We start from the raw sequence: 15,833 nt of genomic DNA on the forward strand, positions 1-15,833 counted from the left end.
CGCATGAGCGATCCCAGCCCCGCCGTCAGCCGCGCCTTCGTCCTGGCCGCGGGCCTGGGCAAGCGCATGCGGCCGGTGACCGCCACGGTGCCGAAACCCCTGGTCGAGGTGGCCGGCAAGGCCCTGCTCGACCACGCCCTGGACCGGGTCGCCGAGGCCGGGATCACCAACGCGGTCGTCAACGTCCACTACCTCGCCGACCTGATCGAGGGGCACCTCGCGCGCCGGGCCGAGGGGGCGGCCCCGGGACCGGCCACGACCGTGTCCGACGAGCGCGCTGCGCTGCTGGAGACGGGCGGCGGCATCCGCAAGGCGCTGCCGCTCCTGGGCGACGCGCCGTTCGTGGTGCTGAACTCGGATTCGTTCTGGCTCGAGGGGCCGGCCTCCAACCTGCGCCGGCTGATCGACACCTGGGACGGGGACCGCATGGACGGCCTGCTGCTGGTGGCGCCGACCGCCACCAGCCTCGGCTACGAGGGCGCCGGGGATTTCGTCATGGATCCGGACGGCCGCCTGGAGCGACGGGGCGAGCGCGCGGTGGCGCCGTTCATCTACGCGGGCGTGGCGATCCTGGCGCCGGGCCTCTTCGTCGACACGCCGGACGGCGCCTTCTCGCTCAACCTGCTGTTCGACCGGGCGATCGGGTCGGGGCGGCTGTTCGGGATGCGGCTCGACGGCCAGTGGCTGCATGTCGGCACGCCGGAGGCGATCCGGGCCGCGGAGGAGCGCGTCCGCGCCAGCGCCCGGGCTCCGTAGGCCGCGGGAGCCCGAGGCGCGCGCACGGGCCACGAAAGTCGTTGCCCGAAGTGTCTTGCCAAGCCGGATCCGACCCTCTAGAAGCCCCTTCACACCGGCGGGCCGAGAGGCCGCCGCCGTGTCAGGCGCCCGTAGCTCAGCTGGATAGAGCACCAGACTACGAATCTGGGGGTCAGAGGTTCGAATCCTTTCGGGCGCGCCATACATATCAAGTATTTACATAGAAAATCTGCGTGTCGTGCTTCCCGGGAAACCAAATTGGGAAGCGCATGGGAAGCGTTGCGCCGTTGAGACCTCCCAGGGGTTTTTGCGCCCAGGGCTGATTTTTGGCTCAGGTTTACGCTCATGGTACACGCTTCCGAGTTCCTCACGCTGGTAGGCGTTAAGCCCGCTCACCGGCCGAAAATCCCTCTGTAATTTTTCCGCGGCATGGCTTCCGCAGAAAAGGAACCGGTGGTGGGGGTATCGGCAAGGTTGCTTATATGCCGGGCACGTCGGCGCGATTGTGGAGCGCGACCACCGTTTTAGTAGCGGGCCATGGTTCCATCGGCGGGGCGTGGGGCTAAATCGCGGAAGGGGACCCTCGCGCGGCAGGACAGGCGAGTCCGAGTCCGAGGCGCTGGTCGTTCGCGAGATTACCGCGCCGTGCCGAAGTTGCCGAGCGGCAAGGGGCGACGCGTGCTGCTCTTGCGGCCGTTTCCCCCGTGAGCCTCGGCCACTCCCTCGGGGGCGGCCCTCTTTCAAGCCTGGGCCATGCTCGCCCCAGCGCCCGCTTGACCTGCACCACCGACCACGCGCCCAAGGCCAGGACACCGGCTTGCCGCAGGGCCGTGTCGCAGGCCGAGAACAGCACCTCGATCGCAGGATGACGCGCGATCTCGGCCCGGGTGAGCGCCTCGCGGAAGGTCCAGGTCGTCTTGGCGTCCGGCACCGGATCGGACAGCCCCAGCCCGAGGAAGCGCATGTACGAGAGCCGACCCTCGATCAGGATTGGGTCACGCTCGTCCGACAGCGAGTGGCTGGCCTGAAGGATCAGCACCTTGAACATGACCACGAGGTCGAACGGTGGGCGACCGCCCTTCGACCCGTCCGGGCACGGCACGGGCGAGGTTGTCCCGGTACAGCTCGCAGCCGACGATGTGGCTCAACCGCTCCAGCGTGCCTCACTCGAGCTCGATGACGTTCCGGGAGGACGGCTGGGCACTGCGCAGGGATGGCCCGCGGTTGCTGAGGAAATCGCCCGGCGGCGCGGTCGCTGGCTTCGCGGCGGGCGCGCCGCGCACGGACTGCGCCGGCTGTTCGGGCCGGTCGATCGAGGCCGGGTTCGCGACCGGCGGCAGCGGCGTGACGACGCGCCCCTCCGCCTGATCGAGGCAGCGCCGCAGGGCACCGGGATCGGGCAACAGCGTGCAGTCGTTCACCGAGAGCGGGCTTGGCTGGGCGCGGGCCGCCGTCGCGCCTGCCGCGAGGAGCGCGAGCGCGCCGAAGGCGGTTCGCACCGCGCGTCCCCGCGTCAGCGGTCCGGGGTTCATGGCTGCGCCTGCCGGATCCGCGGATTGACCTGTCGGACCTCGATCTCGCTCGGCTCCGACGGCAGCAGCTTGCGCGGGGCGGCCGTCCCGGTGCGGGCGGCCTGCTGCTGCGCCTGGGNTCCTGTCGCTGCTCTACGAGGCCTACGGCTTCGTCGGCGCGCCCGCGCGTGACGGGCAGGATGCGGGGAGCGCCATGCCGGCGCCCCAGGCGGCCCTGATGACCCAGATCGCCAGCGGCATCACGCACGGCGAATTGCCCTGGACCATGGTGCTGATCGGCGCCGGCGCGCTGGCCCGGCCCTGCTGCGCCGGCTGCGCGGGCGCGTCCGCCTTGTCGAGCCGGCCGAGCCGCACCCGCACGTACTCGACCGACCGCTTGGCCGCGTCGAACCCGCACTCGTAGGTCACCCGCACCCACTCCTTGGCGGGACTGAGGAAGCGGATCGAGTCGCCCCGGTAGCGGACCACCGTGGCGCCGCCCTCGGGCGCCTCGGCCTGCTGGAAGATCTTGGCGAAGGGCCGGGAGACCCACTCGAAATCCGTCGGCGCCTGTGCCTCGATCCGCGGCACGCAGATCTGCGAGGCGAGTTCGTTGTTGGCGCGCACGCAGGTGGCGTCGCAGCCCGGAGCGGCGGGGGCGGGCTGCCCCGTCCCGGGATTGGCAGTGTTGGCCTGCATCGGCGCGGCCTGCGCGGGCGCCGGCTGGGCCGGTGCCGGTTGAGGCGGCGGCGTGGGAGCCGCCGCAGATTGTGCCCCGGCCGACAGGATCCCGGCCGACCACACGGTCGCGGCGGCGAGCAGGATCTGCACGCGCGATGGCCCGCGCTGCCTCATCGTAGCCTCCCAATCAACACTCGGCGCAGACGGTTTCCGCCTTGCGCAGACATCGACCGCTCCGTCGCCCTCGAACCCGCGGGCTCACACCCGAGGAATCGCGCCGCAGACGACCATTCAGAACGGTCTTGCTTGCTCAATAGAATACCACTTTCGGCGATGACTGATGTGTCCAATTTAACACGCATATAGCTGCCCGCGAACCGGGTGGCGAAAACTGCCTAATCCGATCCGGGACACCGATTCCTGAGATCGTTAACGCGCCGTCTTAAATGATTGAGAGATTTCAGTTTTCTCCGCGCAGTTTGACAGACCACGTCGCGACTTTGTCGCATGAGACCTGATGAGAAATTCCGACAATTGTATTTTTTGTCTCAACCGGCGCTTGACACTCGTCTTCGGCTTATGGATACGCTTAACAAGCCGTTAAAGCGCCGCGACGACAGAGCGACTGCGATGGCATAGATTGTGTTCAAAAGAGCACATAAAATACAAGAGGGAGTGTATCTATGTTGAAATCAGTTGTTCTGGCTTCCGTCGCCGTCGCTAGCCTGACCGCCTTCGCGACCGGCGCCTCGGCGCAGTCGAGCACCCCTATTATGGGCACCGGCACGACTGCGAATGAAGCGTTCGTCATCCAGCGCGGTGGCGGCGGCGGCAATGCCGCGACTGTCGATCAATCCGGAACTAACAACAAAGCGGGGAAGCTCAACGGCGAGATCGACCTGTCGGTCCCGAATGTGTCGATCAGCAATTTCGATAATCAAGCGAACAACGCTTACACCGTTCTCCAGAACGGCACCGGGAACGAGCTGCACATCACGCAGTCCAATGCGAACAACTCGGTGATGACGACGAACGGGAACGTCTTCGGCAATCCCAGCGTCGGTGCGAACAGCGGATCGTTCCAGCAGGGCGACCGCAACTACGTCGATTCGAGGCAGAACGGAACCAACGGCGTAGTTCAGTTCCAGCAGAATTCCAGCAATAACCAAGCGCGCTTCAGCGTAGACGGCGGTGCCGATAAGACGTACGCGGGTATCTTCCAGTTCGGTGGCAACAGCAACGTTGCGGCCATCAATCAGGGATACGCCGCGAACAATGCGTATGCTGTCGTCGTTCAGGACGGTACGAGCAATAACGGCATCATTACTCAGAATGGCAGCACAAACTACGCTGCACTCCTTCAGGCGGGCAACAACAATACGGCTTCGATCGAGCAGACTGGCTCGTTCGTTGGTGCACTCGGCTACCAGAATGGCAGCTACAATAACGGCACCATCCAGCAGTACGGGAGTTCTGCAAACGCCGCCTTCGCGCAGTACGGCGCTGGCAACAGCATGCGGATCACGCAGCGTTAAGCCAGCAGTGCAGTTTTCTTTTTGCGGGATGTGTTGAGAACAAACGGAAAGGGCGCCCGCGCGGCGCCCTTTCCTAAACGATGTCGATCTTGTAGAAGCGTGCGCAGCAACGGTGCCGACATGCTTAGCATCAATGCCGATCCACCTGTGCTCTGCCGCGTGGTCGAGAACCGTTCGGCCGACGTCGCGCGCTTGGCCCTCCGCATCGAGGCTTCCCGCGGAATCGCGGGTCGATACAATCTTGTCGTGCGCAAGTCCGATCCGGCCGGCACCGCCACCATGCAGCAGGGCGGCGGTTTCGACCTCGCCGACGGCGCCGCCCGAGAGGTCGGTAAGCTGACGATCAGCGTCTGGCCGGACGCTCAGCTGAGCGTCGACGCCTCCGTGCAGGTGGCCGGTCGCAGGATCAGCTGCGCCTACGACAGCACGCAGGACCTGTGACACGCCGCTCGAGCCCTGCAAGCCGACAGGTCGAGCTACGTCATTCCTAATGGGACGAGTGTCTGCGGCTCCATTGACATTGCCGCACCCGAAAGACAGCTGCAGCGCGTCTCAGGCCGCGACAAGTGTGTCCAATTCACAACATAATAGATTTGACCATGTGTGGATAAACCCTGATACTATACAATCACACGGAGCACTGATTTAAAGTAGCCCAAAAGAGGCTAGGGAGGTAGATGATGCGCCGTACGCGTCGCAGCCGCGCTGCAGGTCGAGCGCTGTTCGTCGTCGTCCCGCTCGCCGTCGCGAATGTGGCCGGTTCCGCGGCGGCGCAGGACCGCGTCGCGATCGAGCAGATCCAGGCGGCCGCTCAGCGCCCCGCCGGCACTCAGGGACGGGGGATCCAGGAGAGCGATTACATACTCGGCAATCAGTCCGGCATCCTGCTGCTTAACCCGAGCGGCCCGCCCCAGTCGGCGCAGGCCAATCAGGCCCGGGCCCTGCAGATCGGATCGAACAATACCGGCTCGATCGACGTGGCGGGCTACGCGAACACGGCGATCCAGAACGTGATCGGCTCGCGCAACACGGTGACCCAGCAGCAGACGGGATCGTACAACCAGTCGACCGTGTCGGTCTTCGGCGAGTCCAACACGATCGGGACCCGGCAGGACGGCAGCGGCGCGGCGGCCACCATCACGGTCCGCGGCGACAACAACGCCATCTCGGCGCAGCAGCAGGGCAGCAACCCGACGCCGATCAGCATCACGCGGGTCGGCAACGGCCCCAGCGTCTCGGTCACCCAGAGGTAATCCCATGCGCCAGTCCCGCCTCCTCGGGCCCCTCGTCGGCGGCTGGGCGCTCCTCGCCGCGGCCGGCGCGCAGGCCGGCAGCCTCGTCTACCAGCCGGTCAACCCGTCCTTCGGAGGAAGTCCGCTGAACGGCTCCTGGCTGCAGGCCCAGGCCGCCGCCCAGAACGACGCGCAGCGGTCGGCCCAGCGCGACCAGCAGCTGTTCTCGGCCAACCAGAGCGCCGCCAACACCAAGACCCCGGGCCAGATTTTTGCCCAGCAGTTGCAGACGCAGATCTACAGCTCGCTGGCCAACCAGATCACCCAGGCGCTCTTCGGCGAGAACGCCCAGCAGAGCGGCAGCTACAGCTTCGGCGGATCGCAGGTGACCTTCCAGCGCCTGGGCGGCAACATCCAGCTTCAGATCTTCGACGGCCAGTCGACCACCACCATCGTCGTCCCGGCGACCGCGGCCGTGGGCGGCTCGAGTGGCGCGACGCCGCTCTTGGGCGCGCCCTGAGCGCGGCGCGCAGCGATGATCGTCGAGCATCGAAGGCGGAGCCGGCTCCGCCCTCCTCCGTCGCCCGGTCGGGCGCACGCGCGGGGGGCCGGAGCGCGGAAGCGGAACGGAGACGGCGTTGCCCGTGCGTAGCTTTCTGAAGAGCCTGGCCGGCGCCGTGCTGCTCTGCGCGGGTGTGGCCGCCTGCGCCCCGTGGGACCGAGAGCTGCTCGCGCAGGCGCCCGTGGTGACGCCGCCCTCTCCCACCGATCTCAATCTCGAGACGCTGCCGCCGCCAACCCGCAAGATCGACATCGCGATCTACAATTTCCCGGACCTGACCGGCCAGAACAAGCCGAACGACAACATCGCCGAGTATTCCCGCGCCGTCACCCAGGGCGGCGGCGCCTTCGTGGTCGACGCGCTGCGGCGCGCCGGGCGGGGCCAGTGGTTCTCGGTGGTCGAGCGCACCGGCCTCGCCAACTTGCTGCAGGAGCGGCAGCTGATCCGGGCGACCCGCCAGGAATTCGAGGGCACGGACGCGAAGCCGCTGCCGCCGATCCGCTTCGCGGGCCTGATCGTCGAGGGCGGCATCATCGGCTACGACGCCAACACGGTCACGGGCGGCGCCGGCGCCAACCTCCTGGGTATCGGCGGCGACACCAAGTACCGGCGCGACGAGGTGACGGTGGCGATGCGCATCGTCTCCGTACAGAGCGGCGAGGTGCTCAACAGCGTCACGGTGACGAAGACGATCTACTCGGTCGCCCTCAACGCCAACGCCTACCGCTACGTCGCGGTGGCCAAGCTGCTCCAGGTCGAGGCGGGCGTGACCCGGAACGAGCCGACCCAGATGGCGGTGCGCGAGGCGATCGACCTCGCCGTCTACGCGACGATCATCGAGGGCAGCCGCAAGAAGCTGTGGCGCTTCCGCGACCCGGTGCTCGGCACCCGCCTCGTGGACGAGTATCTCGCCCGCGATCGGCCGACGCCCCTCGAGGTTCCGGGACCGACGGTGGCGTCGGGCCCGCTGGTGGTGAAGTCCTGATCGATCATGGACCGGCCCGTCGCACCGACGCACATGTTCGGCCGCCGCCCGAGCGGTAAGCGGGGTACGCTGGCCCTGTGCCTCGTCGTGTCCGCCGCCCTGACGCCGGTGATCGCACCGCGGGCTTCCAGCACCGCCCGGAGCCCAGCGATCCCGGAGGTCGCCGCCCTCAAGCCGTTCGCGCCGATCGCGGCGCCGCCGCCACTCGGACTGCCGGACGGGCCCGCGGACGGACCGGCGTCACCGATCATCGCGCCGGTGAACGCCGACCTGATGATTCTGGGCCGCGGCGCGTTCCGGCCGATCGAGGCGACCGCCCTGCTATTCCCGCAGGCGGGGGACGGGATGCGCGCCCTGATCACCGCCGCGGCCGCCGCCAACGGCCTGCCCGGCGACTTCTTCCTGCGCCTGCTGCGTCAGGAGAGCGGCCTCAACCCCAACGCCGTGAGCCCAGTGGGGGCGCTCGGCATCGCCCAGTTCATGCCGGGCACCGCCGCGGAGCGCGGCCTGCGCAACCCGTTCGATCCGCTGGAGGCGATCCCGAAATCGGCCGAGCTGCTGCGGGAGCACAGGGTGCGCTTCGGCAATCTCGGATTGGCCGCGGCGGCCTACAACGCCGGGCCGCAGCGGGTGCGCGGCTGGCTCGAGGGTCGCTCGGGCCTGCCCACCGAGACGCGCGACTACGTGGTCCGGATCACCGGCCGCACCGTCGAGGAATGGGCGGCGGAGAGCGGCCGGTCCTTCCTGAGCGCCCCGTCGCTCTTCTCGAACCCTCGCAGTCTCGGCGCTGGCGCCGGCTGGCCCGTCGATTCGTCGGCGCGGCCTTCACCCCTGTTCGGGGCGCGGCCGGTCGCGCGCAGCGTGGCGGCTGCGAGCGACCGGTCAGCCAAGCCGGCTGCCAAGCGGGGTGCTGAGCACCTGTCGGCCCAGTCGCAGCAACCGCGATCCGAGCAGGCCCTCTGTGCGGTCCTGAACGGCCAGGGACGCACCTGTCTGGTCCAGGCGGTCTACTGAGCGGGCGCCAACTGCTCGACCTGGACGGCCTGGGCCGGCGTGGCCGGCCGGCGACTCTGCCGAAGCTTGCGCCGCTTCCCGCGCCGGGACACGCCGGTCGCCGGGATCGGGCCCGCCGCGTCGAGCAGGGATTGGTCGATCACGGGCGGCTGCAGAAAGGCCGCGGGCCGCGGGCCGGGCGCGAGGCGCTGGCCTTCGTAGAGCTCGATGCAATCGCGGAGCGCCGTCGGGTCGCGGATGAAGGTACAGTCGTTGACGTTCGGGACGGGGGCATCTTGTGCCAGGACGCCCGTGGCGCACGAGAAGGATGCGACGCCGAGCACGACCACCCTCAATCTCCATCCCGGCATGACGAACCTCGCGGGCGTGTAGGCGAGGCGCCGCACCGGCGCGAAGCCACATTCATTGACACCTAACAGAACAATGGCTCGATCAACCAGTTCCGAACTGCTGATTTCCGCCACACAGCCGCGCATCAGATCAAATTTCGAGGCTTCTGCCGATCATCTGCGCCCGGCCGATGCCGTCTCATCCTGCTCGGTGCATCGCCGACATATGTGGAGAGCGCCCTCGATCGCGCCGCCCTGAGCGCGAGCTCGGAATGGGCTGACAGCCGGAGGGTGAACGACAGGTGCGCCCTGCTGATGACGGAGCCCTCGGCCGTTACGCTGGAGCAGATAGAACGGAACCGATGTTGACCCGAGCGGTCAAGCGCGGCGACCGCACGGACTCAAGGAGAAGGATCCGTTCGTCCGGAACATGTCCAAGTGATGAGGAATGGCGGGTCATTCCTACCAATTATCTCGGATGATTTTGGACCGTTTTAGCGTCCGGCCCCATGAAGGTGGCGCGGACGGCTCGTGTGTGATTCACGGCTCCTGCGGGAGGGGCCGATGGATCAGTTCTGGCTGACGGACGAGCAAATCGCGGAGATCGCACCGCTTCTGCCGAACGACACGCGGGGCAAGGAGCGCGTGGACGACCGACGCGTGATCAGCGGCATCGTCCATGTCCTGAAGGCCGGCGGACGTTGGACGGACGCACCGCGCGATCTCTACGGGCCGAAGAAGACCCTCTACAATCGCTTCGTGCGCTGGGCGGCCAAGGGGGTCTGGGTCGGCTTGTTCGAGACGTTGGCCCAGGCCGGCGGACCGCCCTCGCAGGTGCTGATCGACTCCACGGCCGTGAAGGCGCACCGCTGCGCTGCAGGAGGCAAAGGGGGGAGCAGAGCCAGGCAATCGGCCGCTCGCGAGGCGGGCGCACGACCAAGATCCACGCCCTCACGGACCGCTTCTGCCGCCCGCTCGCCTTCCTGCTGACCGGCGGACAGGCCGCCGACTAAGGCCGGCGCGCACTTGCTCGAACGCCTACCGACTTGCCGCGTCGTGCTGGCCGACAAGGCTACGACAGCGATGCCATCCGCCGGCAGATCGAGGCGGCCGGGGCCGCGCCCAACATCCCGCCCAAGGTCGACCGCCGCTGGAAGCCGTGCTTCTCGCCCGCGCTCTATCGCGGGCGCAACGCCATCGAGCGCATGTTCGGCCGTCTGAAGGACTTCCGCCGCATCGCCACCCGCTACGACCGCCTGGCGACCAACTATCTCGCCGCCGTCTGCCTCGCCGCCACCGTCCGCTACTGGTTATGAGTCCGGACGCTAAGCTACTTAGCAGCGGGGCCTCAAAAATTATCGAGCCACCACAATGACATAAGTGTTCGCATTTTGTTCGAACTGGCGCGCCATTCCCTTCGGTTTCTTGCGGTTCAGGCTGGATTCGTCACGTCGAGTGCTGCATCGGCGTCAGGGTCGACGAATCCTCGTGTTGGCACTTCATCCTGCTGATTTGGCCCTCCGCACCTGCGCACCCGGTCTGTCCGTCACTTGCTCCGGGATCGGATCGATCAGCATTTCAGGGCCTGCACTGATCATGACGCTTCCTAGCCGCGCCCTTCGCGCGGTCCGGAGCAAAGCGGCGCTCGCCCATTTTGAAGCCGGTCTTCCCTGCAGCGTATCTGCGTTGATGGTACTGAAGATGGTACCGCGGCCGCGTCCGCCACTCTCGCGTCGCGGTCCATCGATCGGGCGGGCGCAGGGGCAAGGCGGTCAGCGTGGACTGCCGTGAACGGGTGAGCGGGGAGGCGATCGCTGCCCGACGGTCAGGGCCTGCACGCTCGCAAAAGATGAGATGAGGCGTGCGATAACAAAGCGCCATGAATTGATGAATCGGACATTGATCGCGTTTGGCAAAGCGGGAGCGATCAGGATCGCGACAGCCGTTGCTGTTCGCCTGAGCGGGCTGTACCAAGATGGGAGCTGCCTGATCGCGTCCACCGCTGTCCTGAACGGAACCCGTTTCCCCAAGATGATGTCTTGATTTATCTGATTAATATTGTAAAAATACATCGATTGAGGTTCTTCGACACGGTCATCTAAGTTGTTTTGTCGCAGCACCGATTTGAGGTGGGTGACACGATCGCTGAATCGGCGTTTATGCTTCTCGAGAAGAGCCAGTGAAAGTCCGTTCTGAACTCCAGATTTGTTCTTGCCATGTATTCGATAGCATCCGAGGGGCCGGTTCAGGCTGACGATGTCCCCAAAGAAGGGGGCCGCTGTGAGGATGACGCCATCGACGGCTGTATCGTAGGATGCGTGTCGCAGCAAAGTGCAGACATCTCTCCTGAATACATTGCCAGATGTCGGCGGCGAGACGTATGTGCCGGATTTATTCACATGCGCCTGGAACTTATCGCGTTCACGTCCCGCCGGGAAAACGGGAAACGCGGGTGCGATCACGGCGCCAGTCTCGTTGATCCGCACCAATTGGAACTGGATTTTAGAAATGCCCGAATCTAATGTATTCACGATCGTGTCTAGAGATCCGGGCAAAAGTTGATCATCGGCATCGAGAAACAGAACAAAGGGCGCGGTCGTCTTCTCAAGTCCTAGAAGGCAGGCGCTGACCTGTCCCCCATTCTCTTTTCGGAACGCGCGAACACCACTCCTCTGTATTATTGACCAAGACCCGTCGGTCGAGCCATCGTCTATGACGACAACTTCACAATCGCGATTGTTCTGGGAAACGACGCTCTGAATTGCGGATTGGATATAGCGTTCATAATTGAAACAATTGATGATGACTGCCAAGGCCGGTGGCCTTGTGCCTGTCGATTCTTTCGCTACAGCCGCATCGCTGCTCATGAATTTTTCGCAAGATCAAAACCGCAATTCATCGACGCGACCGATCTTTCTGCCGCTGAGCGGCTCTCGCCAGTAAATATATAGCGTGCATTTCAAATCAGATTTCGACGGATTTGTAAACCTCGGCCGCCGTGGAAATCTGATTATAGCTGGAACGTTTTTCAGGCGCCTCTATTCCGCGCCCAAGCCGGGAATAGGAACAGTATCGACGCGCGTGATGGCAAGAGTCTATCCCGTCCTTCGCGCTGCGAAGCATCTTTGGCTGATGTGCGGACGAAGTGCCCTGAACCGATCGGGCGCATGAACGGCGCCGCGTCTGACCGACAGTCGCGATTCGTCGCGCGCCGATGCGCTTCGCATCGCTGCCGCCACAGAGTCAGATTGCAGGCACACCTCCCGGCACCGTCGCGGCCGCGCCCGGCTTGCCCATGTGGCTACTCGTACACGCGAAAATAGTCGACGCGCATATGGACGAGCTTCTGATCCTCGGTCAGCTGGGGCGCCGGGACGTCCGTCCGTAACGCCAGTGTGAGAAGCGGCCAGAAGACGTCCCCAGTCTGCTCCATCTCCGACGCGCGGGTGAGTGGCCAAATATTTATCTGATTTGTTTTAGGATTGACGATGGGCTTGCGTTCGAAGAAAGGAATGCATTTGCCGTCTTGGATCAGCGCGCCGTAGCGGCAGTACCGCTCGGTCATGTCGATGGGTGTGGGCACGCCTGTCCCTTCGTTGTGCTCGCCCGGCTGTCCCCATTCATGCAGGTAAGCGCCGTAGAGCTTCGGCTCGAAACCCTTGTGCTCGACGATATCAACCTCTATGCTGCGCTTAGCATTGGTTATCCCGTCTCGATTGAGGAGCCAGAAGGCTGGCCATGTCAGCGGATGCCGTGGAAATCTCATCCGCGCTTCGAAATAGCCTCGGCGCCAGCCAACCGATACGACGCCGCTCCGGCTCCCGGTTTGCAAATTTCCGGAGATCCACTGATAGTCGGGTATGTTGTTGCCATAGTAGTTCACGACGCTCATATGACGTCCGATGTATTTTGCGGAAATCTGGAGGGCCGTGCCTCCCTCGGCATCCGGATCCCCGACGATCTCGTAGGGCTTGAATCCTTCCGCCCCGGCGAGGGGTGCGAAAGCGGAGCGGCCGTAGAATCCGGACGGACCCGTCGTGGCCTTCGGCCCCCCATTCCAGATCCGTCCGTTGATCTCCGCGAACGGCTCATCGAACACGAGCGCGCGGCCTTGCGTCGGATCCGCGGAAACGTCGATCGCCGCGCTCGCGCGGCCGGTAGGCAACAGGGATGCCGCCGCGCAGATCGGCAGATCCCGGAAGCACGATTTCAGCAGATCGCGGCGGATCCAGCGAGATTTGATCATGGCTCAAACTCCGAGTTGCGGCGTGGTCCGTGCTGGAAGACGTCGCGGCAGCGACGCCGTTGTCACTTCGAGACCGTGATCTGAATCGTGATCTGAGGCGCGCGGTTGCGCCGCGGCGCGCCGCCGGAAGTGAGGCTGACCGCTCTCAGGTCCGTGCTCGCTCCTGTGTCTCCGCGCGCAGGACCTCCAGCGCCGTGGCGCGGGCTTGGGCCATCCCGTAGCGGTGACGATACCCGGCCTGCCTCAGACGATCGTTGGGGAAGCGCATGCGCCACAGCGGATTGCGCAGGGGCAATGTCCGGTTGCGCAGGAAATCGTGGAGCCAGTCGACGATGGCGGGCATCGGGATGACCCGGAATCGGCGATCGTGGCTGATCGCGAACGCGCGTCGCATGAAGTCACCGATCCGCGCATCGCGCGTCTCGTGATCGGAGAGATTGAAGACCTGGACCTGGCCGGCGGGCCAAACCCCGCTCAGGGACTGCGTCATCGTCCAGATCGCCGCGTCCGTGACGTCCCGGACGTAGACGTGATGGGAGGGCCGATGCGCTGCGAAGAGGCGTTTCGAGAGCCCCCAGTCGCGCAGGCCGATGAGATTGTGGAGGTCGACCACGACTGTCGGTCGCAGGATCACGTAGGGAAGGGTCGCGGCGACCCGCGAGATGGCTTCCTCGCCGGCGAGCTTGGTTCGACCATAGGCGCGAACGTAGTCGAGAGCCCAGTACTCAGATTTGACGTCGACGCTGCTGGTGAGCACCGGGGCCGTCTCCGTCATGGTCCGCGAGCGGCCGCTGCCATAGACGGAGACGGTGCTCATGTAGCAGAAGGCCCTGACGCCTTCCTGCTCCGCGGCTTCGGCCAGGCGCCGCGTCGCCTCGACATTGATGGCCTGCATCCGGTCCTGCTTCCCGAGCTCGGCGGCGAGATGCATGACGGCCTGGCAGCCGCGGAGAAGGCCGGCGTAATCCTGATCCGCCGTGAAATCGAAGGTCCGCCATTCGACCCGACCCGTGCGCGGCTGCGCCTCGGTCAGCGGCCGGGACGTGACGGCCCGGACTGGGTAGCCGCGTTCCAGGAGGTCCTCCACCAGGATGCGGCCGATCCGCCCCGTCGCCCCCGTCACCAGGACGCGCAGATCCGCCGGGACGGGCGGAGACGCACGGAGGTCGGCGACCACCGTGTCGCGCTGCCCTCGGCCCTTCAGCGTGTCGGCGAGACGTATCGCCAGGGCGACGATCATCTGCGTGGGATTGCAGTGGCCTCCCGTCGGGAACACGGAGCTTCCCGTGACGTACAGTCCGTCGATCCCGTGAACCTGACCCTGCGCATCGACCACGCCCTTGGTGGCATCGTCGGACATGCGGGTGGTGCCGGTTGGATGCGCGACGTCGACGAAGCTGAGCGGGATCGGCGCCTCGTCGCGCACCCACTCCGCCAGCACGGGCGCGGGCAGGCCCAGGCGGCCGAATTCGGAGACGACGAGCCGCGCCGTCTCACGCATCGTGCGGCCCTCATCTTCGTGACTGCGCCAGTCGATCAGCGGCAGCCGGCTGCCCAAGTGGTCCCGCTGATCGGAGAGCATGACCCGGCTGTCGGGATCCGGCCGCTGCTCGACCATGCATTCGAGGCTCAACTCGGAGAGCTTCCGCGGAAAGCCGTTGCGGGCGATGAAGTGATCACGGCAGCCGCGTAGGAGCAGCGGCAGGTTCGACACCAGCGTCACGATGTCCTTCGCGCGCGGCTTACCGACCAGCATCCTCCGGATCGCGTCGCCCGGGTCGTCCGGAGCGAGCGTCTCGCCGAGCCAGACCGCGCAGTTCAGGAGCTGGCGGCTTCGTTGAATGCCCGGGCTCAGGCGGAGCCCGCCTCGGAACAGCCGATCCGCGATGGTGTAGCGGCCGAACCGTCGCTGCAGCGCGCGCGACCGGTGGACGTCGAACTGCGCGACCGGCCCGCGCAGATGATCCATGAGGTAGCGGCCCACGAGGTCGGCCTTGTTCCCGAGGCCGCCCGGGATCTGATGATCGGAGGCGAGGAGAAGCCGCGCATTCTCGATCCCGCCGGCACAGAGGACGACACGGCGCGCCGGCAGCGCGACGGTCGCGCCATCGGGCGCCGCGACCTGCACGCCCTGGACCCGGTCCCCCGCGTCCGTCACGTCGATCGCGACGACGGTGGCGCCGCTGATCAGCGTGACGTTCGCCCCCAGTTTCTCGTCCAGGTTCCGCCCGAAGCGCGTGTACTCAAACGGGTAGGATTCCGCATCGTCGCGGCTGAACTGCCAGAAGAAGGGCAGGAGCATCTGTGGATCCGGCTCGGACCAAGCCGGCTGCGAACCGAACAGCTCCCAGAAGCGCGCGTCGCTGAAATGGTTGCCGTAGGCGAGCCCGAGATATTTGGCGGTCCGCTCGAGATAGGGATCGAGCGCGTCGCGTTGGAACGGCCATCCGCTCTCCGGTACCCAGGGGCGCCGTTCGAAGTCGATGGCGTCGAAAGGCGCGCACCGGCCGCCCCAGGTGTGAGAGCTGCCGCCCACGACCCGGTTCCGGACCGCCCACTGCGTGGCGCGCGGTCGCCCGATATTCACGATGGCATCCAGCGCGTCCGCACGCTCCGTCCGGTCAGGGCCGCCGCTCTCGAGCAGCGCAATCCTCAGGCCGCTGCCGGACAACTCGCGGGCCAGGGTGCTCCCGGCCGGGCCCGTTCCGACAATGCAGACATCGTAAGCCGCATCCAGGAGATTCTCGATGTCACGTGCGGTACGCAGCTGGATCACGGTGGGCGGCTCCCGGGCTCAGTTCGTCGACGAGATCGTCGCGCAAACGGTCGATGCGCGGCGATAAGCTGTCAAAACGTCGGTAAGTGGCCTATTTTACCGGTCCTTTGCTGCAAACAACGGGTCATTGCATTCGGAAATGCCGGTACGAAGCGGCTGTGTGCCAGGGATCGATCCGCCTGCTTCCGGGCGCGATGGATGCGCGC

General features: G+C 65.9%; 13 protein-coding genes, 1 tRNA gene and 2 pseudogenes. 9 read left to right on the forward strand and 7 right to left on the reverse strand.

What is annotated here, in order from left to right:
* Positions 1 to 3: 3 nt before the first annotated feature.
* Positions 4 to 756, forward strand: a complete 753-nt coding sequence (locus MMR14E_RS05335) for a nucleotidyltransferase family protein (RefSeq protein ID WP_331313165.1) — start codon at positions 4 to 6, stop codon at positions 754 to 756.
* A gap of 125 nt (positions 757 to 881) precedes the next feature.
* Positions 882 to 958 (forward strand) — tRNA-Arg (locus MMR14E_RS05340).
* A 594-nt stretch (positions 959 to 1,552) separates the two neighbouring features.
* Here the strand turns inward: MMR14E_RS05340 and MMR14E_RS05345 are convergent.
* The 3 genes and pseudogenes from MMR14E_RS05345 to MMR14E_RS05355 form a co-directional block, all read right to left on the reverse strand.
* A pseudogene (locus tag MMR14E_RS05345) lies at positions 1,553 to 1,913 on the reverse strand (transposase); the annotation flags it as partial.
* Positions 1,914 to 1,919: 6 nt separating this feature from the next.
* Positions 1,920 to 2,255, reverse strand: coding sequence for a hypothetical protein (locus tag MMR14E_RS05350; protein WP_331313166.1), 336 nt, complete (start codon positions 2,253 to 2,255; stop codon positions 1,920 to 1,922).
* A 174-nt stretch (positions 2,256 to 2,429) separates the two neighbouring features.
* Positions 2,430 to 3,122 carry a hypothetical protein gene (locus MMR14E_RS05355; protein ID WP_331313167.1) on the reverse strand — a complete coding sequence of 231 codons (693 nt, stop codon included), beginning with the start codon at positions 3,120 to 3,122 and terminating at the stop codon, positions 2,430 to 2,432.
* A 509-nt stretch (positions 3,123 to 3,631) separates the two neighbouring features.
* Here MMR14E_RS05355 and MMR14E_RS05360 point away from each other — a divergent pair.
* The 6 genes from MMR14E_RS05360 to MMR14E_RS05385 all read left to right on the forward strand — a co-directional run bounded on the left by MMR14E_RS05360 (position 3,632) and on the right by MMR14E_RS05385 (position 8,276).
* Positions 3,632 to 4,483 (forward strand): hypothetical protein, encoded by an 852-nt coding sequence (locus MMR14E_RS05360; RefSeq protein WP_331313168.1) that lies wholly within the window; start codon positions 3,632 to 3,634, stop codon positions 4,481 to 4,483.
* A 120-nt stretch (positions 4,484 to 4,603) separates the two neighbouring features.
* Entirely contained in the window at positions 4,604 to 4,924 is a 321-nt protein-coding gene (gene csgH / locus MMR14E_RS05365) for a curli-like amyloid fiber formation chaperone CsgH (protein WP_331313169.1), read from the forward strand.
* A 239-nt stretch (positions 4,925 to 5,163) separates the two neighbouring features.
* Positions 5,164 to 5,736, forward strand: a complete 573-nt coding sequence (locus tag MMR14E_RS05370; protein ID WP_331313170.1) for a hypothetical protein — start codon at positions 5,164 to 5,166, stop codon at positions 5,734 to 5,736.
* A 4-nt stretch (positions 5,737 to 5,740) separates the two neighbouring features.
* The gene (locus MMR14E_RS05375; protein ID WP_331313171.1) at positions 5,741 to 6,235 is read left to right on the forward strand and encodes a curli assembly protein CsgF; all 495 of its coding nucleotides are present in this window, start codon (positions 5,741 to 5,743) and stop codon (positions 6,233 to 6,235) included.
* 124 nt (positions 6,236 to 6,359) lie between these two features.
* Positions 6,360 to 7,262 carry a CsgG/HfaB family protein gene (locus tag MMR14E_RS05380; protein WP_331313172.1) on the forward strand — a complete coding sequence of 301 codons (903 nt, stop codon included), beginning with the start codon at positions 6,360 to 6,362 and terminating at the stop codon, positions 7,260 to 7,262.
* 6 nt (positions 7,263 to 7,268) lie between these two features.
* Positions 7,269 to 8,276, forward strand: coding sequence for a lytic transglycosylase domain-containing protein (locus MMR14E_RS05385; RefSeq protein WP_331313173.1), 1,008 nt, complete (start codon positions 7,269 to 7,271; stop codon positions 8,274 to 8,276).
* On the opposite strand, the gene MMR14E_RS05390 is transcribed toward MMR14E_RS05385, so the two are convergent.
* Entirely contained in the window at positions 8,270 to 8,740 is a 471-nt protein-coding gene (locus tag MMR14E_RS05390) for a hypothetical protein (protein WP_331313174.1), read from the reverse strand. The two genes, MMR14E_RS05385 and MMR14E_RS05390, sit on opposite strands and share 7 nt — an antisense overlap.
* A gap of 429 nt (positions 8,741 to 9,169) precedes the next feature.
* Between MMR14E_RS05390 and MMR14E_RS05395 the strand changes: the two are divergent.
* Positions 9,170 to 9,921 (forward strand): annotated as a pseudogene (locus MMR14E_RS05395) (IS5 family transposase).
* 456 nt (positions 9,922 to 10,377) lie between these two features.
* Here MMR14E_RS05395 and MMR14E_RS05400 read toward each other — a convergent pair.
* The 3 genes from MMR14E_RS05400 to MMR14E_RS05410 form a co-directional block, all read right to left on the reverse strand.
* A complete protein-coding gene (locus MMR14E_RS05400; protein WP_331313175.1) occupies positions 10,378 to 11,472 on the reverse strand; it encodes a glycosyltransferase family A protein in 1,095 nt (364 codons plus the stop codon).
* Between the two features lie 434 nt (positions 11,473 to 11,906).
* Positions 11,907 to 12,851 (reverse strand): 1,3-beta-glucanase, encoded by a 945-nt coding sequence (locus tag MMR14E_RS05405; RefSeq protein WP_331313176.1) that lies wholly within the window; start codon positions 12,849 to 12,851, stop codon positions 11,907 to 11,909.
* A 145-nt stretch (positions 12,852 to 12,996) separates the two neighbouring features.
* Complete coding sequence (locus MMR14E_RS05410; RefSeq protein ID WP_331313177.1) at positions 12,997 to 15,627, reverse strand: FAD-dependent oxidoreductase; 2,631 nt, start codon at positions 15,625 to 15,627, stop codon at positions 12,997 to 12,999.
* Positions 15,628 to 15,833: the final 206 nt, after the last annotated feature.

The organism is Methylobacterium mesophilicum, from assembly GCF_036441335.1.
Classification (GTDB): Bacteria; Pseudomonadota; Alphaproteobacteria; order Rhizobiales; family Beijerinckiaceae; genus Methylobacterium; species Methylobacterium mesophilicum_B.